The sequence below is a fragment of the Corynebacterium sp. 32222D000AT genome, from assembly GCF_053546955.1.
In genome coordinates this window covers 12,443-38,617 of the sequence record NZ_JBPPVW010000001.1, presented here as the reverse complement: position 1 = coordinate 38,617, position 26,175 = coordinate 12,443, and the positions used below count along the sequence as shown (strand labels likewise).

The following is a 26,175-nucleotide window of genomic DNA, read 5'->3' as shown; positions in this document are numbered from 1 at the left end:
GATGGTCTATGCGGTAATCTAGGCGGCATGACTGAATCTAAGGATCTCGCCCAGATTGGTGTCGTTGGCCTCGCCGTGATGGGGTCTAACCTCGCCCGCAACTTCGCCCACAATGGCAACACCGTGGCCGTGTTCAACCGCAGCCCGGAAAAGACTCGCGCCTTCATGGACGAGCACGCGGGTGAAGGCAGCTTCATCGCCTCCGAGACCATTGAAGACTTCGTGGCCTCCTTGGAGCGCCCCCGCAAGGCCATAATCATGGTCAAGGCCGGCGCCGCCACCGACGCGGTCATCGACCAGCTGGCCAGCGCCATGGATGACGGCGACATCATCATCGATGGCGGCAACGCCCACTACACCGACACCATCCGCCGTGAGCAGGAAGTCGCCGCCCGCGGCCGCCACTTCGTCGGCGCCGGCATCTCCGGCGGCGAGGAGGGCGCCCTGAACGGCCCCTCCATCATGCCGGGTGGGCCGGCCGAGTCCTGGGAGACCCTGGGCCCGATCCTGGAGTCCATCGCCGCCGAGGTCGACGGCACCCCGTGCGTGACCCACATCGGCCCCGATGGTGCCGGCCACTTCGTCAAGATGGTCCACAACGGCATCGAATACGCCGACATGCAGGTCATCGGCGAGGCCTACCAGCTGCTGCGCTACGGCGCCGGGCTGAGCCCGCACGAAATCGCCGAGACCTTCCGCGAGTGGAACTCCGGCGACCTGGATTCCTACCTGATTGAGATCACCGCCGAGGTCCTGGCCCAGGACGATCCGGCAACCGGTAAGCCCCTGGTCGACGTCATCGTGGATGCTGCCGGCCAGAAGGGCACCGGCCGCTGGACCGCCATCAACGGTCTGGAGCTGGGCGTGCCGATCACCGGCATCGCCGAGGCCGTCTTCGCTCGCGCACTGTCCTCGTCCACCGCGCAGCGCGCCGCCGCCCAGGACGCGGGGCTGCCGGCCGGTACCGAGGCCACCTTCGAGTCGCTGGACCTTGACCGCGCCGAGTTCATCGAGGACGTCCGCCGCGCGCTCTATGCCTCGAAGCTCATCGCCTATTCCCAAGGCTTCGACGAGATCAAGGCCGGCTCCGCCGAGCACAACTGGGACGTCGACCCGCGGGACCTGGCCACCATCTGGCGTGGCGGCTGCATCATTCGCGCGAAGTTCCTGGACCGCATCCGCGAGGCCTACGACGCCGACCCGCAGCTGCCGGCGCTCATCCTGGCGCCGTACTTCCAGGACGAGCTGGGCAAGCTCATCTCCGCTTGGCGCCGAGTGGTCGTCGCCGCGACCCAGCTGGGCCTGCCGGTACCGGTCTTCGCCTCCTCGCTGTCCTACTACGACTCCCTGCGCGCCGAGCGCCTACCAGCCGCCCTGATTCAGGGCCAGCGCGACTACTTCGGCGCCCACACCTTCCAGCGCACCGACAAGCCGGGCACCTACCACCTCGAGTGGTCCGGTGACCGCAGCCTGAGCCAGTGGGACTAGTCGTCTTTTAGTCATGCGGTGCTAGACTAAAGCACCTTATGACTACTTTCGCCGATCTCGGCTTACCTCGCGCCCTCGTCGACACCCTGGCCCAGCAGGGGATGGACAGCCCCTTCCCTATCCAGTCGGCCACCATCCCCGACGTACTAGCGGGCAAGGACCTGCTAGGGCGCGCCCCGACCGGCTCCGGCAAGACCCTGGGCTTCGGGCTGCCGATGCTGGCCCGCCTGGGCGGCAAGGGCGTCTCGCGCCCGGGCAAGCCCCGCGGGCTCATCCTAGCGCCGACCCGGGAGCTGGCCACCCAGATCCAGGAGCGCCTCGACGGCCTGGCGGCCAGCCTCAACCTCCGCACCCTCGCCGTGGTCGGCGGCGTCAACATCAACAACCACATCCGGCAGCTAGCCCGCCCCGTCGACGTCTTGGTCGCCACCCCGGGTCGCGCCCAAGACCTCATCAACCAGGGCTACCTGGATCTGTCCCAGGTGGAGATCACCACGCTGGACGAGGCCGATCAGATGGCCGACATGGGCTTTTTGCCGCAGGTGAAAAAGCTCCTAGCCCTGACCCCGGCGGACGGGCAGCGCCTCCTGTTTTCGGCCACCCTGGACGCCGCCGTCGAAGAAGTCGTCAACACCTTCCTAGATTCGCCGGTTGAGCACTCCACCGCGCCGGTGGAAGCCGCCGTCGACACCATGGAGCACTACGCCTTTTACGTGGGCGATCGGCCCCAGCGCAACGACGTGGTCCTGACCATCGCCGCCCGCGCCGGCAAGACCATCATGTTCATGCGCACCAAGCACGGCGTGGACCGCCAGACCAAGAAGCTGCGCCGCAACGGGATCAACGCCCAGCCGCTGCACGGTGACAAGGGCCAGGGCGCGCGCACCCGCGCCATCGAGGGCTTCCGCGACGGCAGCGTGCCGGTGCTGGTGGCCACCGACATCGCCGCCCGGGGCATCGACATCAGCGGCGTATCCTTGGTAGTCCACGTCGATCCGCCCGCCGAGCACAAGGCCTATCTCCACCGGGCCGGGCGCACCGCTCGCGGCGGCGAGTCCGGTACCGTGGTCACCCTGGGCATGGAGCAGCAGCGCGACGAAATCACCCAGCTGCTCCGCAAGGCCGGGGTGGACGCCACGGTCATCGATCTCTCCGACTCCGCGGATCCCGCCCACGACCCGCGCCTGGTAGAGGTCACCGGGGCCACCAACCCGCCTGGGACTCCCCTGCCCCCGCCGGGTCAGCAGCCGCAGGCAGGCTCGGGCAAGGCCCGCAAGAGCTCCGCTGAGCGCCAGCCCGGCACCAAGAAGCCGCGCCCGCGCCGCGGCAGCGGCAGCCGGGGCCGGAAGACGGCCGCCGGCTCCACCCGGACGAACAAGCGCACCGGCGCCGATAGGAAGAACCCGAGGAGGAAGTAGACCATGGCCGAAGTCCTTGCCCCGCAACAGTGGCAGGAACTACTCGCTGCCCATGAGGCACGGGCGGATGACCGTATGGCGCGGTTCCGCCACCCGGGCAGTTACCATCCGGTCTACGACTTCCTTTTCCAGTACTATCCGGTCCGCCCCAGCCACCTGCGGGCCTGGCATCCCGGGGTGGGTACCCGGTTGGCCGGCCACCCGCCCCACGCCGAATGGCGGGATTATCACCGCGACGCGGAGGGTACGGTCGGGCTTAATCTCGAGGCGTTCTGGGCCCGCCGGGGCGACTCCGTGTCCTATATCCACCGCCTGCTTACTCAGTCGGCGCGCAACCCAGTCAATTTCGACTGCTTCGGCCTCCACGAGTGGGCGATGGTCTACCGCACCGATTCCCCGCGGCACGATTTGCCCCTGCGCTTGGGCGCCGACGGCACCAATGCGGTGGTGGAGTCCCACCGGCTCAAATGCAACCACTACGACGCCTTCCGCTTCTTTACTCCCCCGGCCCGGCCGCTCAACATCCGGCCGCTGAACCGGCAGGAGCAGCCGAACAACGACCAGGCCGGCTGCGTGCACGTGACGATGGACCTCTACAAGTGGGCGTGGAAGCTCGGGCCCCTCGTCCCCGGGGAGGTCTTCTTGGACGCGCTAGATCTGGCCGTCGATGCCCGCGTGCTGGACATGGAGGCCTCGCCGTACGACTGCCGTTCCTGGGGTTTTGGCGTCGTCGCCATCGAGACCCCGGAAGGCAAGGCAGAATACGTGCACCGGCAGCGGGCGCTGGCCCAGCGGGCCGAACCCATCCGCCAGCGGCTTGTCGGACTCATTGAGCAGGCCCAAGCCACTAGACTGGGCAGCTAAGCACGCTTGGTCCTGCGGACTGAGCGTCGTGGCCCCGCAAGCACCACAAGTGAGGAAGACGAAATGGCCCGTCATGCCAACGACAAGAACAACTTCGCTATCGCCGGATGGCTCATCGCCGTCATTGTCCTAGTCATTTTGGTGGTGCTAGGCCTGCTTCTTTACCTGTTCACCGGCAACGACGACACCGGCGACGGGACCGATACGGCCGCTCAGGAAACTACCCAGGCCGCCGAGGAGACCGCCACCGACGAGCCGGCCGCCTCTGAGTCCTCCGCGGCCAGCGAGGCTCCAAGCTCCGCGGAATCCTCCGCGCCCGCTTCGGAAAGCGCGGCCGCGTCCACCGCCGCGGCCGCCGGCGCCACTGCCCCGGATGCTCCGGAGGCCACGCTCTTCCTGCTGGATACCTCGGATCAGATGGCCCCGTACTTCGACGCTGCGGCGGGCGGCGTGGCCGGGGCCGCCGAGGGCGTCGGTGGCGAGGACAAGGCCGTGTCCCTGTGGAACTACTCCTCCCCGATTTCCGCCACGGCTACCGTCGGATACCGCCAGAACTTGGGCTTTAGCGACGCCGGCGAGACCGCTAGCGTGGTCAACAACTTCGGCACCGGCGGCGTGCCGCAGACCCGCAGCGCCATCGTCGCCGCGGCGAACAACGCCGCCGACTATGCCCGCGAATCCAATGCGCCCGCCCGCGTCGTGCTGGTGACCACCGGCACCGACGACGCGCTGGCCGACGAGGACTTCGCCAGCCAGTTGGCCTCCGCCAAGGACAGCAACGTGGAGATTTCCGTGGTGCACCTGGGCGACGGCGAGGTCGATAAGGCCTTGGAAGACGCCGCCGACTACTTCGAAAAGGTCGACCGCGCCGACGACACCAACGCCGTCAACCGAGCCATCGGCACGGCCGCCGGCGTGAAATAGCCAGCGCGAGCGCCCTGCCGAGGCGCTTAGACTAAACACGCTTCCCCGCTTGCCACTTGCAGCCTCCCCCGCCTTACCGGCGGGCGGGGGCTTTATTCCTCTATGCACACGCCAAAAGGCTCCCCGGCCGCGTGAGCGACGGCTGGGGAGCCTAGTGAGTGGCCCGGATGAAGCCGGGCTAGGAGAGCTTCTTAGGAGGACTTGCGCTGGCGGCGGGCGGCCAGCTCGTCGAGTCCGACGACGTTGTCTTCGACGTCGATGCGCTCGGACGGGAAGGAGGAGATGGTGCCGGACAGCTCCTTCATGATGCCCGGGACGGCGATGCCGAAGACGCCCTGGCCGCCGGAGAGCAGGTCGATGACCTCGTCGTTAGAGCGGCACTCGTAGACGGTCTTGCCGTCGGAGACCAAGGTCAGCTCCGCCAGGTCGTTGACGCCGCGGTCGCGGAGGGAATCCACGGCCAGGCGGATGTTCTGCAGGGAGATGCCGGTGTCCAGCAGGCGCTTGACGATCTTGAGGACCAGCACGTCCCGGAAGGAATACAGGCGCTGGGAGCCCGAACCGCGGGCGGTGCGGATGGACGGGTTGACCAGGTTGGTGCGTGCCCAGTAGTCGAGCTGGCGGTAGGTGATGCCGGCGACCTGGCAGGCAATTGGCACGCGGTAGCCGACCTGCTCGTCGGGGCCGAGGTCGAACAGGGACTCCTGAACGTAAGTTCCGTTGTCCTCGTGTGCGTAGATGTCTTCTTCGATGCTCACGTAATTACTCCATTGAAGTTTGGGGGAAGCCCTAATGCTTTATTTAAAGTCAAGCCTAGGCAAGAGTCAAGCGTTATCTGGCGTAACACGCCGAAACTTAAACCTCGAGTTTAACTTTAGACGTTCCCTTAACTCGGGAGCACCCTATTTCACATCAGTTACTTAAGAACCGCTGTTTCCTTCGCCATCCTCTTCATCACGAGTCACATCAGTATCTTCAGTCTCACCTACACCAGTATTCCCACTGGTTTCGGAGCTCTCACCGGCGGAATCCCTACCCGGCTCGATAAAGTCGTCCGGATCCAGGGCGCGGAAATCGTCCTCCGTCATGCCGAGCTGCTGCATCATCGCGGAAAAATCGGCGTCGGCTTGGGCGTCACCGGAGGCCGAATCCGGCCCGTCCGAGGCTTCGTCAAAGTTTTCCGAGGTCGAGCCGCCGGGGGTAGTCTCCTCCACCCCCACGTAGTGATGCAGGTCCTCGGCGGACACAAATACTGCGACCTGGTTAAGCTCTTCTTCCTCGATCTCAATGGGAACGTCGAAGTGGTCGGCCAAAATGAGCGCGTCCGACATGCGCGAGTCCAGCACCGCGCCGTCGCCGGTAGTCAGCTCCACGATGAATACGCCCTCGTGGTAGCTAGTCACCACCGCAGATTCCAGGCCGCCCTGTTCATTCAGGACTTCGATGAGAAGCTCATGGGTATCCGGCCGGCGGCTCTGCGCCCCGGCCAGGTGCGCGGCCACGCGGGCGCCATCAATCGGCGACATCCACACCGGCACGACCCGCTCCCCCGCGTTCCAGCGGAACAGAGCACAGAGGAATTCCTCCGGCTCGAGCATGTGTATGCCCAAAAACTCTAGGGCTATCCGGGCCACGCGTCCTCCTTGTCCGCACGCCGCGAATCCCGCGGCGCCGATCGACTAAAACTCTTTGCGCAGATCCGTTTTTACCAAGGTGGCATGCAGGGAAACCACCAGCGCGGTCATCTGCTGCGACATTTCTTCCGCCCGCAGCTTAGCGGTGTCCGATTTCGAGTTGGCCACCGGGCTAGTGACCTGGGAGATCAGATCGGCCTGGCGACGGGCATTGTTGCGCAGGCTCTTGAACTGGCGGTCGTCGAGGCCGAAGGCGCGCAGCGCCTCGACCGATTGGACCACCGCGACATCGTCAGCCGTGAAATAGCCGGACTCGTCCGGCGCGAGCAGGCCCAGCTTGACCAGGTGAGCCACTGTCTTCTGATCGGAGCCGGCCTGCGAGGCCACGTCCCCGTCGGTCAGACGGGTAACAACCGGGGCGCGGAACTTGTCCGGGCTGACGAGGGTCTCGGTCTGGCCCGCGCTGACGATCGCGGTGACCTCGCCCGAGTCCATGGCTTCGAGCTGCTGGCGGATGACCTTCAGCGGGGTGTAGTTGTCGCGCTGCGTGGTCAGGATGTAACGCAGGCGTTCCACGTCGTCATTGGTGAAGCGCCGGTAGCCGGACGCAGTACGCTGCGGCGTGATAAGTCCCTCTGCCTCCAAGAAACGGATCTTGGAGACGGTGACCTCGGGGAATTCCTGGTTCAACTTCCCCAGGACCACGCCGATGGACATGGTCTTCGCCTTCTTGGCAGCTTGCCCTGCTGCTTGGGTCTTCTTTGGTACTGCGCTCACTGTGCCTTACTCGCCAATTCCCTAAAACAAACGGTTGATACCGCGCGTTCGCAGCCGTCTTCTGGGCCACGGGAGCGGTCCGCTCCGCGTGACACTACAAGCCGGCGCTGCGGAAGCTCCCTGGCTGTGGCCCGGGAGCCTAACGCCTGCGCGGTGTGGACTGAGTCCCGACGGTGGTCCGGGTACTAGTCCTGGTTAGCAATGAAAACTAGGCGGAACTTGCCGATCTGGATCTCGTCGCCTACCTCGAGCACCTGGCTGTTGCGCGGCTCGCGGTTGACGTAGGTGCCGTTAAGCGATCCCACGTCGACGACCTCGAACTGGCCGTCCTGCTTGCGGAACTCGGCGTGCTTACGGGAGACCGTGACGTCGTCCAGGAAGATGTCGGCCTCCGGGTGGCGGCCGGCGGTCGTGGTGTCCTGGTCCAGCAGGAAGCGGGCGCCCGCGTTCGGCCCGCGCTTAACCACCAACAAGGCCTGGCCCTCGGGCAGCTGGTCCGCGCCGGTGGCGCCGGATTCCGAGGTTGCCGCCGCGCCGTTTTCCATTTCCTTCAGCAGGTCAGCGCGGAAGACCGAGGTAGTCTCGACCTGCGGCTCCGAGGTGCCGTTGTTCTCACTCATTGTTTTACCTCCGGTTGGTGGCTCTCAATTAACTATTCCAATAATAGCGACTTCGCGCGGCGCGCGAGCGGCCTTCTACCTAAACAGATTACCTATGCTGCTCAAGGCGGAGTTGCCTGCCCCCGCGAGGGGGTTATCCGAGACCATATATGTCCAGGTGGCACTCGGGCGTGCCAGACCCGCGTCCGCTAGGTGCGCCCCGGCCTCGTCGACCGGGACTGTGCGGAATGTCTCGACTGCCTGCTCGACAGCCCGCTGCGCGAGGTCCTTGAATTCCCGCACGGCGATGCGGTGGTACTCATCGATGGGCGTCTCGCGGGCAATCGCGCGCAGGTGGATCGACTCGCGCACGTCGTCGAGGTGCTCCAGGTGGTCCGCCCAGCCGAGATCCAGGTGGTAGAGCATGATCTCCCGGGCCGCCCGCACGCGAGCCGCCTCGCTCACGCCGGCCTCGGAAAGCTCCGCGGCCCGTTCCGGCGCCCGCTGGGCAAGCTCCTCCCAGGCCTGCGGGGTGTCCAGCAACTTTGCGCGGCGCTCGTCGATGATGATGCGCTGGTCGGCCAGCAGCTGGTTGTACTTCCAGGTCTGGGCGTGGATTTCTAGCAGCTGCGCCTCGGTCACGCGCTGGCAGTGGGCCACGAAATCGCGTACCCGCTTGGACTCGATGCGTCCGTCCGCATCCGGGCGGGCCGACAAGGACTCGTCCTCGCCGCCCTGGCGGACCACGTCGTCCTCGAGCGAGACGAAGATGACGCTGCGGCCCGGGTCTCCTTGGCGGCCGGCGCGGCCGCGCAGCTGGTTGTCCAGGCGGGAGCTGCGGTGCCGCGAGGTGCCGATGACGGCTAGGCCACCCAGCTCGCTGACCGCGTCGTGGTCGGCCTCGTCCGCCCCGCCCAGGCGGATATCCGTACCGCGCCCGGCCATCTGGGTGGACACGGTCACCCGGCCGCGTTCGCCGGCCTCGGCGATGATCCGGGCTTCCTCCGCGTCGTTCTTCGCGTTGAGGACGTTGACCGGGATGCCCAGCTCCTCCAAGGCCGCGGCGAGCGCCTCCGATTCGGCGACGTCGTGGGTGCCGACCAGGATCGGCTGGCCGGCGGAGTGGAGGCGCTGGATTTCGCCGACGATGGCGCGGTTCTTTTCCGCGATGGTCGAGTAGATGCGATCGGGCTCGTCCTCCCGGATCAACGGCTTGTTCCGGTCGATGACCGAGACCCGCAGGTCGTAGAACTGCCGCAGCTGGTCGGTGGCCTCGACCGCCGTGCCGGTCATGCCGCAGACCGTCGGGTAGCGACGCATGAGCTCCTGCAGCGTGATGGTGTCGAGGATGCGCCCGCCCTCGGAGACCTCGAGGCCCTCCTTGGCCTCGACCGCGGCCTGCAGGCCGTCCGGCCACCGCTGGAGATCGGCGACGCGGCCGCGGGAGGCATCGATAAGCTGCAGCTGCCCGTCGGCCACCAGGTAGTGGATGTCGCGGATGAGCAGCGCCTTGGCGTGCAGCGCCAGGTTGACCTTGACCAGGATGGTGCCGATGTTGTCTTCCGAATACAGCGAGTCGATCCCCAGGGCTTTCTCGACGCGCTGGGCCCCTTCGTCGGTCAGGGAGACCGTGCGGCCGTCCTCAGCGACGATATAGTCCTTGTTCTCGGTCAGGTGCCCGACCACGTCGGTGATCTGCCCGGTCGGGGCCTGCCCCGGCTCGGAACCGGCCAGCACCAGCGGGACCAGGGCCTCGTCGACCAGCACGGAGTCCGCCTCGTCCACGAGCGCGACGTCCGGGCGGGCCTGGACCGTCTGCTCGCGTTCGGTGATCTGGTTGTCGCGCAGCACGTCGAAGCCGAGCTCATTGACCGGGGCATAAATGACGTCGCTGCGATAGGCGGCGCGGCGCTCGTCAGAGGTCATCTTCTCGGTCACCGGCGCCACCGAAAGGCCGAAGAACTCGACGAGCGGGCGCATCCACTCGGCGTCGCGGCCGGCCAGGTAGTTGTTCACGGTGACCACGTGCACGCGCTTGCCGGTCAGCGCGAAGCCGGTGGCGGCCATGGCACCCACCAGGGTCTTGCCCTCGCCGGTGGCCATCTGGATGACGTCGCCTTCCAGCAGGCGCAGCACGGCCTGGGACTGGACGTTAAAAGGAGACATGCCCAGGCGGCGCTCGGCGGCTACGGCAAGCGCGGCCAGGAAGGCCGGCTTGTCGGCTACTTCCCCACCGCGGATGGCGTCGCGGCCGGCCTGTGCCACCGCCGCGTCGTCCAGCTCGCGCAGCGAGGCGACGGAATCTTCCGCGCTCGTTACTACCGCCTTCGACTTTTTATCGTTGCGCTCAGACTGCGCGCCCATCGCTTTCCAGAACCAATCAAATGCGCCCATGGTCTTGTGGCATCCTCCTCGAACGTCGGTCCCTTCAACTCTAATAAACCCGCAGTAGCTCGTGCGCAGTCGCCTCGTTATCCTTATAGGCATGCAATCAGTGAACGTCACCTTACCGTCGTCCACCGGCCTGAAGATGGCCGGGACTATAGACTTCCCCGACACCCCGCCGGAAGCCTTCGCCATCTTTGCCCATTGCTTCGCCGGCTCGCGCCACACCCCGGGCGCGTCCCGCACCTCCAAGAAGCTCACCGACTTCGGAATCGCCACCCTGCGCTTCGATTTCCCCGGCCTAGGCCAGTCGGAAGGCGCTTTCGCGGATACCACGTTCCACCAGAACGTCGCCGATATCCAGGCCGCGGCGGAATGGTTGGCGGAAAACTACCACGCCCCGCAACTGCTCATGGGCCACTCCCTCGGCGGGGCGGCCTCCCTGGCGGCTGCCGCCACCGGTATCCCGTCCCTGCGCGCCGTCGCCACCATCGGCGCGCCTTTCGATCCCGCCCACTCGGTCCTCCACTATGCCGACAAGATCGGTGAGGTCGACGCCAACGGGGCCGTCGACGTCGTGCTGGGCGGGCGCACGCTGACGATCTCCCGCGGCTTCCTCGAGGACCTCGCGGAGACCAATCCGGTCGACTACCTGAGCAAGCTGCGCAAGCCGCTCATGGTGCTGCACTCGCCCATCGACCAGACCGTCGGCATCGACAACGCCCAGAACATCTTCCGCGTGACCCGCTACCCGAAGTCCCTGGTTGCCCTCGACAAGGCCGACCACCTCATCACCAAGCAGGGGGCCGCCCAGCGCGCCGCCGATCTCATCGGCGCGTGGGCAGAACAGTTCATCGTGCCGGATAACCAGCCTCCAGTCGTGGCCGCCGATGCCGCCGAAGCACACCTGGCCTACGGCACGAAGATGGGCGTGATCGTGCGCCACAACGAGCGCTCCGTGACCTCCGACCGTCTCAAGGCCGACGGCGGCAAGGGCCAGGGCTTTACCCCGGAGGGCCTGCTGATGTCCGCCGTCGCCGCCGGCACAGCCCAGGCCATCAAGGCCGCGGCCCGCGGCATGAAGCTCGACGATGTCCACGTGACCGTCACCCAGGGCGAGGGGGCGACCTTCACCCGCTCCATCAAGCTTCTCGGCGACTTGGACGCCGGCCAGGAGAAGGCGCTGCTGGCCGCCGCCCGCCAGGCGGAGATCCTTAAACTCATCGGCAACGCCCGATTGGTGGATGAGGACAAGTGAGCCTTCACCGTCCCCTAGCCGACGACGCCCGCTGCCCCTGCGGCACCGGGCTGACTTTCGGCGAATGCTGCGGGCAGTACCACGCTGGTAAGCCGGCGCCGACCGCGGAGACCCTCATGCGATCTAGGTTTAGCGCCTTCGTCACCGGCAACGAGGATTACCTGCTGGCCACCTGGGATCCTTTCACCCGCCCCAGCGAACTCAACCTCGCCGATGATTCCATCCGCTTCTATCGGCTGGACATTCTGGACACCGTGGCCGGCGGTCCCTTGGACGATCACGGGGTCGTCGAATTCGAGGCTTTCTACAAGGGCGCGGCCACCGGCAAGCAGCGCGAACGCTCCAGCTTTAGCCGCCAGAACGGGCGCTGGATATACTCCAGCGGTAACTAGGCCCGCGAGCTTGCCCAGCGCCCACCCCGGATGTGCAGGCGATTCGACTAGCGCAATGACACTGTTGTAACCTTAGTCAACGTTGCAACAAGCAACGGCGGACTATGGCGCAGTTTGGTAGCGCACTACACTGGGGGTGTAGGGGTCGCAGGTTCAAATCCTGTTAGTCCGACAAACACCACAAAGGCCCGTGCTTTCGCACGGGCCTTTGTCATGTCGGCCGGGATTATTGACTCAGTTTCCTGCCCGCTGGACGGCCACGTTCCGGGGCGGCAGCACAGCAGCCGGTTAGAATGACCGTCATTATGCGTACCAGCCGCCACCAGCTCTGGGCTCTTTTGAGCATCGGGATCCTGGGATGGATCGTGCGCATGGCCGTTGCCGCCCGCGGTTGGTTCTATTGGGACGATTTCATCCTCCTGGCGCAGGCTCCGGAGGCCGGCCTTTTTGCGCCCCACGACGGGCACCTGATGCCGGGCGCCCGCGGGATTATGCGGCTGGTGGCCGCGGCCGGCGATCTCAATTGGGTGGCCGCGCTCTGCGTCCTGGGGTTGCTCAACGCCGCGGTCCTCGGCGCGGTGGGCTACCTCGTCCATCGCTTGCGTGGCGGGTGGCCGGTCTTGCTCGCCTTCGTCCTCTATTGCCTGTGCCCGCTCAACCTGCCGGCCACGAGCTGGCTGTCCGCGGCGATCAACCTCCTCCCGCTGCAAGCGGCGATGGCCGCCGCGACCGCGTGCGTGCTCGGCGGTGCTCGCGCGGGCGGGGATCACAGCCGCCGGCCGGCGTGGGCGCCCGGCTGGGCCGCGGCACTCTGTGTGTTGGTCGGCTGTTTGTTCAGCGAGCGCATGCTACTGGCCCTCCCCTTCCTCGCGGCCTTCTGGTTCCTCCTGGGGTGCCGGCGCAGTATTCTTCCCTCGCTGGGCGTCGGCGTAGCCTGGGCCGCCGTCTACGCCCTACGCGTGGACTTCCCCCGCACCGATAGCCTCGGGTTGGTAGAGACCCTGCAGCACGGTTTCTTGCGCGGTTTCCTGCCGGCCGCGGCCGGTGGGCCCCTGTCCTGGGACAGGTGGCACCCGGGCCCGCCCTTTGCGTCTCCCACGGTCGCCATGGTTGTCCTCGGGGCACTCGCGGCAGCAATCATCCTGGCGCTTAGCACCCGCAGCCGCCGCGGCCTTATCGGTTTTCTGCTGTGCGGCGGCTACGTCGGGGCCTGCCTAGCCGCAGTGAGCCTGGGGCGCGGCGGGCAGGACACCGCCCTGGAAATCGTGCAGACGCTGCGGCATTTCTCGGAGGCCAGCGTCCTCCTCGTCATCGCCGCCGCGCTAGCCTTCCCCGGGTTGCGGATTGCTACTGGGCTGGGAAGAATGCTCCTGGCCTTGGGGGCGGTCGCGGCCTGCCTGAGTGTGGCCAGCACCCTGACCTATTCGGCGGCGTGGTCGCAGCAGCCCGCGCGCGAGTACTTCGCCAGTCTGGAACAGGAATTGGCGGGACGTGACAGCCCGCAGCTCGACCAAGAGGTCGACACCCAGGTCCTGCTGCCGGTCGCCTACCCGCACAACCGTCTGAGCAGGATCCTGCCCGGTGCAAACATCGCGGCGTGGACTGAGCAGCCAGGTGTCGTCGGCGGCGACGGCCATATTGTCCCGGCCGATTTCCATCCCGCCCGCAACACCACGCCCGGCCCCGCCCCAGGGGCCGGGCACGCCGGCATTGAGCAGTGCGGGCAGGAGCTGGGTTCTGGGCATGAGCTGACGATGGACTTGGACGGACCCTTGCTGGACCGCGAGTGGGTCGTGGAGCTGAACTACCTGGCCGGCAAGGAGGCCACCGCGGGGATGTCGCTAGGCGGCGAGCGAACCGAGGTGCCGCTGCGCGCCGGGCTCCACCAAGTCTTTGTTCAGGTCACTGGCGGCGGGACCGAGCTCACGGTCGACCTGCCGGAGGGAGCGGATCCCGTCTGCGTGCAGACCAGCCGCGTGGGCACCCTCTGGCCGGCGGGTTAGCGCCCTCTTAGTCGTGCCGATGGCACGCGGTTGCGGGGATTTCGAGGCCGATGGATTTAGCCACGCCGATGAGCGCCAGATCCATGATGTGGCTGGAGGAACGCAGCTTTTCTTCCAGCGATAAGTGCCGGAAGGAACCGACCGAGAACTGGTGCGCCATGCCGTGGGCCGCGCACCACAGCGCCATGGAATAGGTGTAGAGCGCCCAGGTATTTCTCGCTTCGGGGTGGTCCTGCATGGCGTCGCGCACCTGCTCCACGAGGAAGCGCAGCGTGGGACCTAGCCTTTCGGCCTTCCCATCCAGCCCGAAGGTGGACGGGATGATGGAGCCGGAGCCGATACACGACATGGCCAGGAAACCGGCCGGGTCCGACAGCGCGAAGGCCCAAGTAGCCGGCGCCCAGGGCTTTGATGCGGTTGAAGGGGCTGGCGTCCGCGCGGAGATTGCTCAGGAATACCTCTGTTGCCTCGCGGCACTGGTGGTCCAGGAAGCGTTCGATCTGGGCGTCGAAGCGGTTGTCGCCGTCGACGAGCCGGCGCGCCTCGGCCGGATCGAGACCCGCCTGTTCGGCGGCCTCTTCGATGGAGACGTCAAACGTGGTGGACGCCGCCAACAGTTCGACCCCGCCGCGGTAAAGCGCTACAGTCCTTTCCTGGTCGGTCGATCGCGGCAACTGGCGGGCCGGTGGCACCGGGGAAAAAGCTTGGGAGGGACGGAAATTAACCGGTTCGATGCAGCACTGCGTGTGGCCGTCGAGCTCGTATTCCAGCCCGGTGATGAAAACATCGAAAACCCGCGTCATCGTGTGCCGGCGTCCGGCCGGGGCCAGGTGCCGCGCGGCGCCAAAGACACACATGTGGGAAGCCCCATGGACGACAGCCAGCGCCGTCAGAGAATAGCGGTTCAACAAGTCGACGCTGCGGGGCGCGCCGTATTCGACCAATACCGCGCGGGTGCGCCGAAGCATCTCGGCGTAGGACCACTGCCACTCGGCCTGGTTCGGGCTCTCCTCGAACTGGATGGCCGGCTCGCCGTCCCAGCGCAGGGCGATAAACGCGGCGAAACCGGCGGGCTCTTCTTGGCCGAAATGGAAATAGGAGTTCATGTTCGCCCGCAGTCGCTCGACCGCGCACGCTCCTTCTGGCAACCGCGCGTCCTCTTCCGTGCACAGGGCGCGCAGGCGCGAGTTGAGGTGGTCGTTGAGCTCGCGAATGAGCCCCGGGGTGTCCTGGAAGATCGCTTGCGCCGTGGCAGGATCCACGCCCGCGTAGGAGGCCGCTCGCTCGAGCGAGAGCTGAGCTTCGCCGAGGTGCGCGGTGATTCGCAGCGCCTGTCGGACAATAGCGGTCTTCGATAAGGCTGCGACTTCGGATGAATCCTGAGACATAGCCACAAGCTCTAGCCTAGCGGTTAAATCCACGGGTCCACCCAGTAGTTAGCAAAAAGTAACATAGTTAACATGTCGGCTGCGCATGAAAAACCGCCGCGGAACCACGTTGCCACGGCGGTTGTTGAGCGAGACGATTTACTTCTCGTCCTCACCCTTCTGCTCGTCGTTGCCGGTGCCCAGGCGATCCTCGACCTTGCCGCGGACGTCGGAGATCTGGTCGGACTTGTCCTCGCCCAGCTTGTCCTTGGCGAAGTCCTCTGCCTTGTTCAGGCCCTGGGAGGTAGCTTCCTTGCCCTTGTCAGAGTTCAGTGCGTCCTTAGCCTTGTCCATAAAACCCATTGTATTTACTCCTAATAGTTTCGAGTATCTCGACTGCTTAAATTTTCACTTATCTGGACCGTTTGACCGGCCGCTACCGATCGTACAGACTTCTTTGGCTCTCGCCCACCGTGCGCCGCAACAAATTCATAACTGTCGGCCCGAAATTGCACCTAACCCTCGGGTGTAGCCCTGGCTACGGGCGGTTGCCGAACTCGGAAAGCTTGACATTATTTACCCCCAAATTGAGGGGTGAGTTTCCTTCTGTTTCCAAAGACCAAACACGCCCATTCCCAAGTGTTAGCGTAATTCCCAAGGTATTGGCTCCTACGCTGCTGATGTCGTTTTGCACCGTTTTACCTCCCCTACAAGGAGATCTATTCATGACCTCTTCTGCCCCGGCCCAGGCATCCGGCCGGACCGTCAACACTAGCTGGGCTTTTTCGCTCTTCGGCACCGCCGTAGGCGCGGGCATCCTCTTCCTGCCGATTAACGCGGGCAGCTTCGGCTTCTGGCCACTGCTGATTGCGACCATCCTCATCGCACCCATGACCTACCTGTCCCACCGCGCGCTCGCCCGCATCATGTGCGTCTCCCCGCGCCAAGGCGAGGACATCACGGTCGTCGTCACGGACTACTTCGGCAAGAAGATCGGGCTGGTTATTTCCGTGCTGTATTTCTTCGCGATCTACCCGATCGTGCTGATCTACGGCGTATCCATTACCAACACGGTGGACTCGTTCATCGTCAACCAGTTCAACGGGCCGCAGATCAACCGCGTGCTGCTGTCCTTCCTTCTCATTGGCGCGATGACCCTGGTCTTCGCCTTCTCCGAGAAGCTCATGCTGTACCTGACCCAGTTCATCGTCTACCCGCTCATCCTGTGCCTGGCGGGCGTGTCGATTTACCTCATTCCGCAGTGGGACCTGCAAAGCTTCATGGAGGTCGACTCCGGCAACTCGCTGGCGCTTATCGGCGGCATCATCATGATTCTGCCGGTGCTGGTTTTCTCCTTTAACCACTCCCCGGCCATTTCCCAGTTCTCCCTGGCCATGCAGCGTCAGTGGGGCATCAAGTCCCACGAGAACGCCTCCAAGGTCCTGCTGGCCACTGCCCTGATGCTGACCGTGTTCACCATGTTCTTCGTCTGGTCCTGCACCCTGGCCCTGGGCGCCGACGGCCTGCAGGAGGCCCGCGAGCAGAACATCCCGGTGCTGTCCTACCTGGCGAATATCTCCGGTGTGCCGGTGCTGGCCTACCTCTCCCCGGTCATCGCCATCCTCGCGATTATTTCCTCCTACTTCGGCCACGTGCTGGGTACGACGGAGGGCGCGCGCTACATCCTCAAGAAGATCTCGCCGTCCCTGGCCGAGCGCACCACGCACCAGCAAATCACCAACATCGCTTACGCGCTCATTTTCGTCACCACGTGGATTGCGGCCGTGCTGAACCCGGACATCCTGGGCCTTATCGAGAGCATCGGCGGCCCGTTCATCGCGGCTATCCTCTACCTGATGCCCATCTGGGCCATCTACCGCATCGACGCCCTCAAGCGCTTCCGCGGCCGCTGGACCAACTGGTTCGTGGTGGTCCTCGGTATCATCACCATCTCCGCCGCGGTCTGGGGCCTGTTCACCTAAAACAGCCCCTCTCCCCTAAGACAGAGCTTCGCTGTCACCGCGTGGGCAAGAAGACTGCGCTGCGAAAAACCAAAGGGCCCTAGGTTCGCCTAGGGCCCTTTAGCGATCGATGCGCGCCCTGTGCGACTCTGCGTGGCGTCGCGGGCTTTGGGGCGCTTAGGTCTCCCGCGTGCCCTCGGGGCGGCCGGGGATGCCGAAGAAGTCGAGCACCTTGTCGGTGGCAAAGCCCTTGCCCACCTTGGCGTCCTTGTCGTAGGCGCCGCCGGGCCAGACGTGCTTGCCGCCGCCGATGCGGATGTGCTGCAGCGGTTCCTCACAGCCGCTCCAGGTCTGCAACAGGGCCGAGTTGGCAAGGCGCTCGGTCCGGATGCGGGAGCTGCAGCGGTTGCGCTCCTCGTCGTGGGCCAGGACATCCGCCACCGAGTTGTAGCGGGTGCCGTGGCGCTTGCCGCCGTAGTACTTGACCACGGGATCGTTGGTGCCGTGCAGGTCCAAGCGCCCTACGGGGTCGTCGGCGCAGTCCTTGTGGATCGCCTCGTAATAGGCGGCCGAGATACTGGCGATGGACTTAAAGGTCCCGGACATCTGGCAGGCGAGATACGCCACGAAGCCGCCGCCGTTGGACATGCCGGTAGCGTAGATCCGCTCGTCGTCGATGGTGTAGGTGGCGCGCAGGGTGTCGAGGATCTCCTCGACGAAGGCGATGTCCTCCGTCCCCTTCGTGTCCGCGTAAGGGGCCGGAGACCACGCGCCGTTCTTGCCCTGCGGGTAGACGGATATGGCCTCCGCGTACCGGAAATCGGTGTACTTAAAGTTATTCCAGCTGGATTCTTTCCAACCGTGGAAGGACATCAACAGCGGCCATTTCTTGCCCGGGTCGTAGTCTTCCGGCACCGCGAGGACGTAGGTCCGCCCCGAGGGCAGGTTGATCTCCTTGAAGCTACCGGGTTCCGGCCCGTCCAGCGGCGCTGAACGCGGGATACCCAGGTCGCTAAACGCCCGGGAGCTGGTAGCGGGCGCCTCCTCGTCCGGGGTGCCTTCGGTCGAGCACCCGGCCAACAAGGCGGCACCGGCGGTCACCGCTGCTACTGAGCGGAGGATGGGTTTCACTGCGCTTTATCCCGGCCTTTCTTCCATGCGGCCCACAGGCGGGCGTATTGCCCACCGCGGGCGACTAGTTGCGAGTGGCTGCCCCGTTCGATGATCCGGCCGCCATCCATGACGAGAATCTCGTCGGCATCGCAGGCCTGATCGAGGCGGTGGGCGACGACGAGCGCGGATCGGGATTGCGTGACCGCCTGGGCCGCGTCGGTGAGCACCGCCGCGCCCGAGGTGCCGGCCTCCGCGGTTGCCTCGTCCATGATAACCACCTTTGGATCTAACAAAAGGATCCTAGCCAGGGCGAGTTGCTGCGCCGCGACCGGGTCCAGTTGTTGCCCGCGAGCGCCGACCTGAGTATCGAGGCCGTCCACCAGCTCGGGGAAACCGACGCGGTCAAGCGCGGCCTGCATCTCGGCATCGCTGGCCTCAGGCGCCGCCAGCGCCAGGTCGTCGCGCAGCGTGCCGGAGAAGACGTGGACCTCCTGGGAGATCAGCGCCAGCCGGGCCACGCGCTCGCGGTCCGACAGCGCGGAGACCTCTACCCCGTCGACGGTGACGCTGCCGGCGTCCGGGACGCGCAGGCCCGCGACCAGGGCGGCCACGGTCGTCTTGCCCGCGCCGGAGGCGCCCACTAGGGCGATCTTCTGTCCCGGCTGCACGCGCAGGCTGACGTCTTTAACCGCCCAGCCGTCGCCGTAGCCGAAGCTCACGCTATCCATCTTGACCTCGCCGCGGCTGCTTGGTGCGCCCGCGGCGGTCACCGGCCGCGGCGGATCGATGACCACGCCCACGATGCGTGACAGGGAGGCGTATCCGGACTGGACGGTGTCCAGAATGCGCATGAGCCCCAGCAACGGGCCGCGCAGGCGGATGAGCATCAGCATGGCGGCGGTGACCGCGCCGACGCTGAGGCCGGCGGACTGGGTGGCTAGGTAGCCGGCGATAAGCCCCGCGCAGAGCATGACCAGCTCGACCATGGTCATCCAGAACTGCAGGGTGATCATCGTGCGGCGGGCCTTATAGCCGCGCTCGACGACCTGCCAGGAGGCCTGCCCTACCTTGTCGTGCATCTTGTCTTCCAGGCGGAAGGCCCGCACGGTCGCGCTGCCGCGGATGACCTCGAGGACGCGACGGGCGCGGGTCGCCATGGACTCGCGCTCGGCCACGTAGCGGCCGGGCGCGACCCGAAGGTAGGCCCGCGCGGCGAAGAAGTACAGCGGGGCGGCGCAGGCGACGACCAGGAGGAACTGCCAGTCCAGGGTCACTAGGGCGATGGCGGTGGCGACGATGGAAAAGGCGGAGTTACTGAGCACCGGCGCGGTTTCCGTGACGGCAGCAGATAGCTCAGCAACGTCGTCGGTAGAACGTGAGACCAGGTCCCCCGTGCCGGCCTCCTCGACCCGGTGGGTGGGCAGGCCGACGGCCGTGGAGACCATTTGCAGGCGCAGCTGCGCGATGATCTTTTCCGTGACCCGCGAAATGAGGTAAAAGCCCAGCGCCGCCAGCACGGCGGCGGCAACCGCCGCGCACAGCAACTGCGCGGCCAGCTGGCCTAGGCGCTCCGGCTGGCCGGCGATGACGACGTCGACGATCCGGCCCAGCCAGATGGGGATGAGGATATTGGCGGCCGCGCCGGCGCTTAAGACCACCAGCGCCAGGATCAGCCGCCAGCCCGCCCCGGGGATGGCCTTCACGTTTTCGGTCACGCAGCGGCGTACCTGCGGACACGTGGCGTTCGGGAACTGCATTAGGCGCTCACCTCCTGGGCCAGCCAGGCTGGTGAGGACGTGTAGACCACCGTCGGTTTGCCGGCGCGGGCGGCGGCAACGCGCTCGACGATCGTGGCCTCGGTGACCGAGTCCACCGCCGAGGTCGGCTCGATAAGCACGAGGACTTCTGGGTCCGCCGCGATGGCGCGGGCCAGGGCCACGCGTTGGCGCTGGCCTCCGGACAGGTGTCCGCCGTTCTCGCCCACCGCGCGGTCCATGCCACCGGGAATCTCCTCGGCCGCGGCCACCCACAGGGCCCGGGCGGCGGCCTCGTCGTCTCCGGAAACATTGGTGCGCACGGTGCCGTCGAAGATATCGGCCTGGTGCGGTGCGACCAGGTAGCGCTCGCGCGGCAGCCGGACCAGGTAGTCCGGGACCTCACCGGTCACCACGTGGATGCCCGGGCTCAGCGCCGGCAGTTCCGCGGTGTCGGCGGCGGAGAATTCCGCGGGCTGGCTTAGGAGGTCGACGATCCGTGATCCGCTGGCCTGGGCGGCGGCCCAGCGCGAGGCGATATTGCGGCCCAGCATGGTCATCGGGGTGATGATGAACTGGGTCAAACCGATGATGGTGATGAGCTCACCCACGCTGACATGCCCCTGCAGCGCCAGCCAGCCGGCCACGCAGCCGACGACGATGACGTAGAGGCTGCCGATGCCGTTGGTCACCGCGTTCAGGCGCGACTGGGCGGCATTGGCGTAGATGGTCTTGTCGTAGGCGTTATCGGAGGCCTCCGCGTAGCGGCGCCGGACTGGATCCACCGCGCCGATGCCCTTGATGATGCGCAGCCCCTCCACCACGTCGGTGGCCGTGGCGGCCGCCTGGGCCAGGGCGGCCTGGCGGACGCTGGAGCGCTTGCGCAGCGGGCGCGCCGCCGTCAGCGAGCACCAGACGATAATCGGCCCTCCCAAAAGGACGGCCAGGCCCAGCGGGAGGTAGATGACCCCCACCATGATGGCCACGTAGATGATGGAGACGATTTCGGCGACGGGAAAGACCGTCATGAACACCGCATTCGCTACCCGCTGGGTGTCCGTCGAGGCGATAGACAGCAGCTCGCCGGCAGTGCGGCGGCGGCCGCCGATGCCCCGCGGGTGGGTGATCCGGTCCGTGACCGCCATGCGCAGCTCGTGCGCGATGAGCAACATCGCCCAGTTAAACAGGCCCCGCGAGGTCCAGCTCGCCGCCGCATTCACGGCGAAGAGCCCGACCAGCACCGCGATCCAGACCCCAAGGGCGATCAGCGAGCTGCGGGCGATGGCGTCGTCGACGGCCTTGCCGATGACCACCGGGGTCAGTCCGTTGCACACGAAGGTCACGGCCATCAGCACCGCGGCCGGGATAGTGCGCCGCTTCTGCGAGAAGACAGTCTTCAACAGCCAACGCTGGTCGCCGGGAGCTGGGAGACTAGACATAGGCATCCATTCTATAAGGGAAGTTGAGAAACAGGTAAGTTTATTAGCGATGTCCACTCAGCCTGACCCGCGCAATTTCCCGTCGTACCGCCGCCCCTCGGAAAAAGAAGGCCCCGAGTTCCGTGGGGCCGCCCACCGCACGGCCACGGCCCGGGCCTTCGGGCACGGCGCCGGCACCTACCACGACGTGCGTCCGTCTTATCCGACTGAGGTCGCGCAGCTGCTGGCCGGCCACTCCACCGTTGTCGATGTCGGAGCCGGCACGGGGAAGCTGACCCAGCTGCTGGCGGCGGTGCCGGGCGTGGAGCGCGTCTGGGCCGTCGATCCTTCCGCCGACATGGCGCGGGTGCTCAATAAGCGCCTCGCCGTCCCTACGTGGCGTGCCAAGGCCGAGGCCACTGCCCTGCCGGAGGCAAGCGTGGACGCCGTCGCGGCGGCGCAGACCTGGCACTGGGTGGACGTGCCGGCCGCCTGCGCGGAATTCGACCGGATCGTCCGGCCCGGCGGTCACGTGTTGCTGGTGTGGAACACCCTGGACGTCACCGACGATCCGTGGCTGCTGCGGCTCGCCCGCATTATGCACAGCGGCGACGTCCAGAAGCCGGGATTTCTGCCGACCCTGGCCGCGCCCTGGGTCATCGAGCGCGAGTTGCGCACGACGTTTTACCAGGAGCTCTTTCCGCCGCAGCTACACCAGCTCATGCACACCCGGGCCTACTGGCTGCGCAATGGGGAAAAAATCCACCAGCGGATGACGCACAACCTCAACTGGTACCTGCGGGAGCACACCGGGTTGCGCGACGAGGACGCGGTGCAGCTGCGCTACCGCACCGACGCCTTCCTGCTGCGTCGTGCCTAGCGCTTCTTGCGGCGCTCGCGTACGCGCACCGCAATTCGGACCGGGGTGCCATGGAAGCCGAATCGCTCGCGGAACTTCCGCTCCAGGTAGCGGCGGTAGCCGGCATCCAGGAAGCCGGTGGTAAAGAGCACGATGGTCGGCGGCTGGGTCGAGGCCTGGGTGGAGAAGAGCACGCGCGGCAGGCGGTTGTTCTTCATCGGCGGCGGGTTGGCCGCGATCGCCTCGCGCATCCAGTTGTTCAGCTGGCCGGTGGTCACGCGCTGGTCCCAGCTCTCCAGGGCCTCGATCATGGCCGGCTCTAGCTTCTGGAGCGCGCGCCCGGTTTCCGCGGAGATGTTGATGCGGGTGACCCACGGAAGGTGCGCCAGCTGCTGGTCGATTTCCCGATCCAGGTAGTAGCGGCGGTCCTCGTCCATCAGATCCCACTTGTTGAAGGCGATGACCAGGGCCTTACCGGCCTCGAGGACCATGTTGAGCACGCGCTGATCCTGCTCGGAGATCTCCTCCGAGGCATCGATGAGCATGACGCAGACCTCGGCCGCGTCGATAATGCCGCGGGTGCGCAGGGAGGCGTAGTACTCATGCCCCTGGGCGTTTTTGACCTTCTTGCGCAGGCCGGCGGTATCGATAAACCGCCACAGCTGCTGGTCCAGCTGGACCAGGGAGTCGACTGGGTCCACGGTAGTACCCGCGACGTTGTCGACGACCGCGCGGTTCTCACCCGTGAACTTATTCAGCAGCGAGGACTTGCCCACGTTCGGCTTGCCCACCAGCGCCACGCGGCGCGGGCCGGCGGTAATCGAGTGCGAGCGCGGGGTCTCCGGGAACAGGCGCAGGACCTCGTCGAGCACGTCCGCGCCACCCCGGCCGTGCTGGGCCGAAACCGGCCACGGATCGCCCAGGCCCAGGCCGTAGAACTCCGCGACGTCGGCGTACTGGTTGTCCGAGTCGAACTTGTTGGCCACCAGGATGACGGGGACCTCGGACTTCTGCAGGCGCCGCGCCATGACCGAGTCGGTCTCCGTGATGCCGACCTTGGTGTCGACCACGAAGACGATGACGTCGGCGGTTTCCATGGCGACCTCGGCCTGGCGGGCGATGGCCGCGTGGATGCCCTTCACGTTGGGATCCCAGCCGCCCGTGTCCTGGACAAGGAAGCGCTGGCCGTTCCAGTCGCCGATATAAGACACGCGGTCGCGGGTCACGCCCGGGTGGTCCTCGACGACGGCCTCGCGCCGGCCCAGGAAGCGGTTGACCAGCGAGGACTTGCCCACGTTCGGGCGGCCGACGATGGCCACGGTGCACAGGGCCTCCGAGTCGTACTGCTGGCCGCCCATCCCGTAGGCGGCCTCGATCTCGGCCCATTCCTCTTCCGTTAGCGGGGTCTCCGGGTCCTCGTCCTCGCCATAGTCGGCGTCACCGAACTCGGAGTCGTCGAATTCGTAGTCGAAGTCCTCGGCGTCGAAGTCGGCCGCCGCCCAGCCCTCGTGGGGGTCGCGCTCGAGGCCGTCCTCGGCCGGCTGGGCGTCCGGGGTCTGCCCATGCGGGTAGAAAAACTCAGTGTCGTTGTCGTTGGGGTTATGAGTCATTACGGGACTCCTCTACTAGCTGCACTAAACGCTCGACTACCTCGGGGAGGGTGAGCTCGGAGGTATCAATGACGGCGGCGTCGTCGGCCGGGCGCAACGGCGAGGTCGCGCGCGAGGAATCCGCGGCGTCGCGGCGCTCGACGTCGGCCAGCACCGCGTCGAAGTCGGAATCGCGGCCGGCGGCGAGGTTTTGGTCGTGGCGGCGCTGGGCGCGGACCTGCGCGCTGGCAGTCAGGTAGGTCTTCGCCGGGGCATCCGCCAGCACGACGGTGCCGATGTCGCGGCCCTCCACGATTGCCCGGTGGGCCTGGTGGGCCAGCTTGCGCTGCAGGGCTACCAGGTTGTCGCGAACCTCGGGGATGGCCGAGACCGCCGAGACGTTGCGGGTGACCTCGTCGCCGCGGATCTCGCCGGAGACGTCCTCGCCGCCCAGGAAGACGGCGGTCGTGTCCGGGTCGTCGGAGACCTCCAGAGGGAGGTCCTTCGTGGCCTCGATGACCGCTGGCGCATCGGCCGGGTCCACGCCGTCGCGCAAGACCGCCAGGGTCGCCACGCGGTACATGGCGCCGGTGTCGACGTACTTGGCCTGCAGCCGCTTGGCCAGCTCGCGGCAGGTGCTGGACTTGCCGGTGCCGGACGGGCCGTCTACGGCCAGCAGCAGGCCGTCGTTGGGCATATTGCTTAACATCTACATCCCCACTTCGTTGTACAGGCTGGTCAGTTCACTGTCGTTGAGGGCGCGCATCTTGCCCGGCTTGAGCTCGCCCAGCTGCACCGTGTGGATCTTGGTGCGGACCAGGCGCTGGACCGGGTAGCCGGCGGCCTTGAGCATGCGGCGCACGATGTGCTTGCGGCCCTCGTGCAGCTCGAGGCGTATCAGGGAATAGCCCTGGTTCTTGTCCACGACCTGGACGAAATCGGCCTTGGCGACCCCGTCGTCGAGCTCGATACCTTCCTTGAGCGCGCGCACCAGCTTCTTATCGCCCTCGCCCAGCACCGTGGCGAGGTAGGTCTTGCGCACCTCGTACTTGGGGTGCATCAGGCGGTTAGCCAACTCCCCGTCGTTGGTCAGCAGCAGCAGGCCCTCGGTGTCGGCGTCGAGGCGGCCGACGTGGAAAAGCCGCTGGCCGGCGGCCACGCGTTCGGAGATCAGATCGCCCACGCAGGGACGGCCCATCTCGTCGGCCATGGTGGAATGGACCCCGCGCGGCTTGTTGAGCACGAAGTATTCCATGTCCTCGTTGACGTTGACGCGGGTGCCGTCCACGCGGATGATGTCCACGTTCGGGTTCACGCGCACACCCTGGCGGGTGATCTTCTTGCCGTTGACTTCGACGCGGCCCTTCTCAATGAGGACCTCCGCGTGGCGGCGGGAGGCGACCCCGGCCTTGGCGAGGACTTTCTGCAGGCGCTCGCCCTGCTGGGCGGGCGCGGCGGAATCCGCGGAGTCTTCGTCGGCATACAGCCAGTCGGCGCCCAATTCTTCGGCTACCGATTGCGCGGTAGCGGCGCGGTCTTTCTTAGAAACGTGCTGATGGCGTGCCGGTTTTGCGTTCGAGACGATGATCTCGTCGACGCGCTCCTTCTTGTCCGGTGTGCCATCGCGGCGAGCGGGTGGATTCACAGGTGCATCCTTTTCGATATATGCAGTTGAATAGGTACCCCGCCATGCTACCCCAGCGCCCGCAGACCACGCTAAACGCCGCGAGCGGGCCGCGGGCCTAGTACTCCTCGTCGATGGCGTCGACGTCGGGCAGCAGCGGGGCCAGGTCGGGCAGGCGGGAAAGAGAGTCAATGCCCAAAAGCTCGAGGAAGAGTTCGGTCGTCTCGTAGCGGTGGGCGGAGCCCTCGAAGTCCTCCTCCGGTAGCTCCCGGATGAGCCCGCGCAGGGTGAGCGTGCGCATCACGCCGTCGACGTTGACGCCGCGCACGCCGGCGACTTGGGCGCGAGTGACCGGCTGGCGGTAGGCCACGACGGCCAGGGTCTCCAGCGCGGCCCGGGACAGCTTGGACTGCGCGCCGTCGAGTACGAAGCGCTCGACCACCGCGGCGTTGGCGGGGCGGGTGTATAGACGCCAGCCTTCGGTGGTCTCGCGCACGTCGATGCCGGAGCCGCGCGCGTCGTATTCCTGCGCCAGCTCCCGCAGCAAGTCGCTGACTACCGTGGTCTCCTCGCCCAGTGCCGCGGCCAGCTGCTCTACCGGCGCGGGCGCGTCCAGCACCAGCAGGATCGATTCCAGGCGGGAGCGCTGCTGGGAAATCATCGGCAAATCCATGCGCCACAGTCTAGACGCCCGGTGCGCCCCAGGCCGCACGGGGAGAAAGTTTATCTAACCTTTACCCAATCACAC

General features: G+C 66.3%; 24 protein-coding genes and 1 tRNA gene. 11 read left to right on the top strand and 14 right to left on the bottom strand.

Annotation, left to right across the window (positions count from 1 at the left end; translation table 11 throughout):
- The first annotated feature begins 27 nt into the window (after positions 1–27).
- The 4 genes from gndA to ACEE23_RS00185 all read left to right on the top strand — a co-directional run bounded on the left by gndA (position 28) and on the right by ACEE23_RS00185 (position 4,694).
- Positions 28–1,488 carry an NADP-dependent phosphogluconate dehydrogenase gene (gene gndA, locus ACEE23_RS00200; RefSeq protein WP_368519373.1) on the top strand — a complete coding sequence of 487 codons (1,461 nt, stop codon included), beginning with the start codon at positions 28–30 and terminating at the stop codon, positions 1,486–1,488.
- A gap of 38 nt (positions 1,489–1,526) precedes the next feature.
- Positions 1,527–2,906 carry a DEAD/DEAH box helicase gene (locus ACEE23_RS00195; protein WP_368519374.1) on the top strand — a complete coding sequence of 460 codons (1,380 nt, stop codon included), beginning with the start codon at positions 1,527–1,529 and terminating at the stop codon, positions 2,904–2,906.
- A 3-nt stretch (positions 2,907–2,909) separates the two neighbouring features.
- Positions 2,910–3,770, top strand: a complete 861-nt coding sequence (locus ACEE23_RS00190) for a 3-methyladenine DNA glycosylase (protein WP_368519375.1) — start codon at positions 2,910–2,912, stop codon at positions 3,768–3,770.
- A gap of 63 nt (positions 3,771–3,833) precedes the next feature.
- A complete protein-coding gene (locus ACEE23_RS00185; RefSeq protein WP_448872301.1) occupies positions 3,834–4,694 on the top strand; it encodes a VWA domain-containing protein in 861 nt (286 codons plus the stop codon).
- 191 nt (positions 4,695–4,885) lie between these two features.
- On the opposite strand, the gene ACEE23_RS00180 is transcribed toward ACEE23_RS00185, so the two are convergent.
- From ACEE23_RS00180 to secA2, 5 genes are all read right to left on the bottom strand, one after another.
- On the bottom strand, positions 4,886–5,446 hold the full coding sequence (locus ACEE23_RS00180) for a MerR family transcriptional regulator (protein WP_368519432.1): 561 nt from the start codon (positions 5,444–5,446) through the stop codon (positions 4,886–4,888).
- A gap of 168 nt (positions 5,447–5,614) precedes the next feature.
- Positions 5,615–6,328, bottom strand: a complete 714-nt coding sequence (locus ACEE23_RS00175; protein ID WP_368519377.1) for a bifunctional nuclease family protein — start codon at positions 6,326–6,328, stop codon at positions 5,615–5,617.
- A 45-nt stretch (positions 6,329–6,373) separates the two neighbouring features.
- Positions 6,374–7,105, bottom strand: coding sequence for a transcriptional regulator FtsR (gene ftsR / locus ACEE23_RS00170; protein ID WP_368519378.1), 732 nt, complete (start codon positions 7,103–7,105; stop codon positions 6,374–6,376).
- Between the two features lie 185 nt (positions 7,106–7,290).
- Positions 7,291–7,725: an oxoglutarate dehydrogenase inhibitor Odhl gene (odhI, locus tag ACEE23_RS00165; protein WP_290221697.1), complete on the bottom strand. Its 435-nt coding sequence runs from the start codon at positions 7,723–7,725 to the stop codon at positions 7,291–7,293.
- Positions 7,726–7,800: 75 nt separating this feature from the next.
- Positions 7,801–10,098, bottom strand: a complete 2,298-nt coding sequence (gene secA2 / locus ACEE23_RS00160; RefSeq protein WP_368521128.1) for an accessory Sec system translocase SecA2 — start codon at positions 10,096–10,098, stop codon at positions 7,801–7,803.
- A gap of 91 nt (positions 10,099–10,189) precedes the next feature.
- On the opposite strand from secA2, the gene ACEE23_RS00155 reads away from it, so the two are divergent.
- The 4 genes from ACEE23_RS00155 to ACEE23_RS00140 all read left to right on the top strand — a co-directional run bounded on the left by ACEE23_RS00155 (position 10,190) and on the right by ACEE23_RS00140 (position 13,742).
- A complete protein-coding gene (locus ACEE23_RS00155; RefSeq protein ID WP_448872304.1) occupies positions 10,190–11,347 on the top strand; it encodes a bifunctional alpha/beta hydrolase/OsmC family protein in 1,158 nt (385 codons plus the stop codon).
- Positions 11,344–11,739: a YchJ family protein gene (locus ACEE23_RS00150; protein ID WP_368519382.1), complete on the top strand. Its 396-nt coding sequence runs from the start codon at positions 11,344–11,346 to the stop codon at positions 11,737–11,739. The genes ACEE23_RS00155 and ACEE23_RS00150 overlap by 4 nt, the downstream gene beginning before the upstream one ends.
- 98 nt (positions 11,740–11,837) lie before the next feature.
- Positions 11,838–11,911 (top strand) — tRNA-Pro (locus ACEE23_RS00145).
- 133 nt (positions 11,912–12,044) lie between these two features.
- Positions 12,045–13,742, top strand: coding sequence for a hypothetical protein (locus tag ACEE23_RS00140; protein WP_368521127.1), 1,698 nt, complete (start codon positions 12,045–12,047; stop codon positions 13,740–13,742).
- 7 nt (positions 13,743–13,749) lie between these two features.
- On the opposite strand, the gene ACEE23_RS00135 is transcribed toward ACEE23_RS00140, so the two are convergent.
- Positions 13,750–14,091, bottom strand: coding sequence for a hypothetical protein (locus ACEE23_RS00135; RefSeq protein WP_448872307.1), 342 nt, complete (start codon positions 14,089–14,091; stop codon positions 13,750–13,752).
- On the opposite strand from ACEE23_RS00135, the gene ACEE23_RS00130 reads away from it, so the two are divergent.
- Complete coding sequence (locus ACEE23_RS00130; RefSeq protein WP_448872309.1) at positions 14,063–15,100, top strand: hypothetical protein; 1,038 nt, start codon at positions 14,063–14,065, stop codon at positions 15,098–15,100. The two genes, ACEE23_RS00135 and ACEE23_RS00130, sit on opposite strands and share 29 nt — an antisense overlap.
- Before the next feature lie 168 nt (positions 15,101–15,268).
- On the opposite strand, the gene ACEE23_RS00125 is transcribed toward ACEE23_RS00130, so the two are convergent.
- Positions 15,269–15,463: an antitoxin gene (locus tag ACEE23_RS00125; RefSeq protein ID WP_409338326.1), complete on the bottom strand. Its 195-nt coding sequence runs from the start codon at positions 15,461–15,463 to the stop codon at positions 15,269–15,271.
- Between the two features lie 371 nt (positions 15,464–15,834).
- Here ACEE23_RS00125 and ACEE23_RS00120 point away from each other — a divergent pair, with 371 nt between their 5' ends.
- Entirely contained in the window at positions 15,835–17,091 is a 1,257-nt protein-coding gene (locus ACEE23_RS00120; protein WP_368519386.1) for a septum formation initiator, read from the top strand.
- A gap of 156 nt (positions 17,092–17,247) precedes the next feature.
- Here the strand turns inward: ACEE23_RS00120 and ACEE23_RS00115 are convergent, their stop codons facing one another.
- The 3 genes from ACEE23_RS00115 to ACEE23_RS00105 are packed head-to-tail and all read right to left on the bottom strand — an operon-like array spanning position 17,248 to position 21,376.
- A complete protein-coding gene (locus tag ACEE23_RS00115; RefSeq protein ID WP_448872311.1) occupies positions 17,248–18,201 on the bottom strand; it encodes an alpha/beta hydrolase family esterase in 954 nt (317 codons plus the stop codon).
- Positions 18,198–19,940: an ABC transporter ATP-binding protein gene (locus ACEE23_RS00110; RefSeq protein ID WP_448872313.1), complete on the bottom strand. Its 1,743-nt coding sequence runs from the start codon at positions 19,938–19,940 to the stop codon at positions 18,198–18,200. Before ACEE23_RS00110 ends, ACEE23_RS00115 begins: the two co-directional genes overlap by 4 nt.
- Positions 19,940–21,376: an ABC transporter transmembrane domain-containing protein gene (locus tag ACEE23_RS00105; RefSeq protein ID WP_368534039.1), complete on the bottom strand. Its 1,437-nt coding sequence runs from the start codon at positions 21,374–21,376 to the stop codon at positions 19,940–19,942. Before ACEE23_RS00105 ends, ACEE23_RS00110 begins: the two co-directional genes overlap by 1 nt.
- Positions 21,377–21,425: 49 nt before the next feature.
- Here ACEE23_RS00105 and ACEE23_RS00100 point away from each other — a divergent pair, with 49 nt between their 5' ends.
- Positions 21,426–22,235: a class I SAM-dependent methyltransferase gene (locus tag ACEE23_RS00100; RefSeq protein ID WP_448872315.1), complete on the top strand. Its 810-nt coding sequence runs from the start codon at positions 21,426–21,428 to the stop codon at positions 22,233–22,235.
- On the opposite strand, the gene der is transcribed toward ACEE23_RS00100, so the two are convergent.
- From der to scpB, 4 genes are all read right to left on the bottom strand, one after another.
- A complete protein-coding gene (gene der, locus ACEE23_RS00095; protein ID WP_448872317.1) occupies positions 22,232–23,824 on the bottom strand; it encodes a ribosome biogenesis GTPase Der in 1,593 nt (530 codons plus the stop codon). The genes ACEE23_RS00100 and der overlap by 4 nt on opposite strands.
- Positions 23,814–24,512, bottom strand: a complete 699-nt coding sequence (cmk, locus tag ACEE23_RS00090; RefSeq protein ID WP_448872319.1) for a (d)CMP kinase — start codon at positions 24,510–24,512, stop codon at positions 23,814–23,816. The genes der and cmk overlap by 11 nt, the downstream gene beginning before the upstream one ends.
- Positions 24,513–25,448, bottom strand: a complete 936-nt coding sequence (locus ACEE23_RS00085) for a pseudouridine synthase (RefSeq protein WP_448872321.1) — start codon at positions 25,446–25,448, stop codon at positions 24,513–24,515.
- A 97-nt stretch (positions 25,449–25,545) separates the two neighbouring features.
- A complete protein-coding gene (scpB, locus tag ACEE23_RS00080; protein ID WP_448872323.1) occupies positions 25,546–26,100 on the bottom strand; it encodes an SMC-Scp complex subunit ScpB in 555 nt (184 codons plus the stop codon).
- Positions 26,101–26,175 lie beyond the last annotated feature (75 nt).

Excerpts from the sequence above, each read along its gene's own strand:
- scpB (WP_448872323.1), bottom strand. The coding sequence starts at position 26,100 with ATGGATTTGCCGATGATTTCCCAGCAGCGCTCCCGCCTGGAATCGATC.
- ACEE23_RS00100 (WP_448872315.1), top strand. The coding sequence starts at position 21,426 with ATGTCCACTCAGCCTGACCCGCGCAATTTCCCGTCGTACCGCCGCCCC.
- ACEE23_RS00155 (WP_448872304.1), top strand. The coding sequence starts at position 10,190 with ATGCAATCAGTGAACGTCACCTTACCGTCGTCCACCGGCCTGAAGATG.
- ACEE23_RS00190 (WP_368519375.1), top strand. The coding sequence starts at position 2,910 with ATGGCCGAAGTCCTTGCCCCGCAACAGTGGCAGGAACTACTCGCTGCC.
- ACEE23_RS00120 (WP_368519386.1), top strand. The coding sequence starts at position 15,835 with ATGACCTCTTCTGCCCCGGCCCAGGCATCCGGCCGGACCGTCAACACT.
- ACEE23_RS00195 (WP_368519374.1), top strand. The coding sequence starts at position 1,527 with ATGACTACTTTCGCCGATCTCGGCTTACCTCGCGCCCTCGTCGACACC.
- odhI (WP_290221697.1), bottom strand. The coding sequence starts at position 7,725 with ATGAGTGAGAACAACGGCACCTCGGAGCCGCAGGTCGAGACTACCTCG.
- ACEE23_RS00185 (WP_448872301.1), top strand. The coding sequence starts at position 3,834 with ATGGCCCGTCATGCCAACGACAAGAACAACTTCGCTATCGCCGGATGG.
- cmk (WP_448872319.1), bottom strand. The coding sequence starts at position 24,512 with ATGTTAAGCAATATGCCCAACGACGGCCTGCTGCTGGCCGTAGACGGC.
- ACEE23_RS00110 (WP_448872313.1), bottom strand. The coding sequence starts at position 19,940 with ATGCAGTTCCCGAACGCCACGTGTCCGCAGGTACGCCGCTGCGTGACC.
- ACEE23_RS00105 (WP_368534039.1), bottom strand. The coding sequence starts at position 21,376 with ATGTCTAGTCTCCCAGCTCCCGGCGACCAGCGTTGGCTGTTGAAGACT.
- ACEE23_RS00140 (WP_368521127.1), top strand. The coding sequence starts at position 12,045 with ATGCGTACCAGCCGCCACCAGCTCTGGGCTCTTTTGAGCATCGGGATC.
- ACEE23_RS00130 (WP_448872309.1), top strand. The coding sequence starts at position 14,063 with ATGATGGAGCCGGAGCCGATACACGACATGGCCAGGAAACCGGCCGGG.
- der (WP_448872317.1), bottom strand. The coding sequence starts at position 23,824 with ATGACTCATAACCCCAACGACAACGACACTGAGTTTTTCTACCCGCAT.
- secA2 (WP_368521128.1), bottom strand. The coding sequence starts at position 10,098 with ATGGGCGCATTTGATTGGTTCTGGAAAGCGATGGGCGCGCAGTCTGAG.
- ACEE23_RS00125 (WP_409338326.1), bottom strand. The coding sequence starts at position 15,463 with ATGGACAAGGCTAAGGACGCACTGAACTCTGACAAGGGCAAGGAAGCT.
- gndA (WP_368519373.1), top strand. The coding sequence starts at position 28 with ATGACTGAATCTAAGGATCTCGCCCAGATTGGTGTCGTTGGCCTCGCC.
- ACEE23_RS00135 (WP_448872307.1), bottom strand. The coding sequence starts at position 14,091 with ATGTCGTGTATCGGCTCCGGCTCCATCATCCCGTCCACCTTCGGGCTG.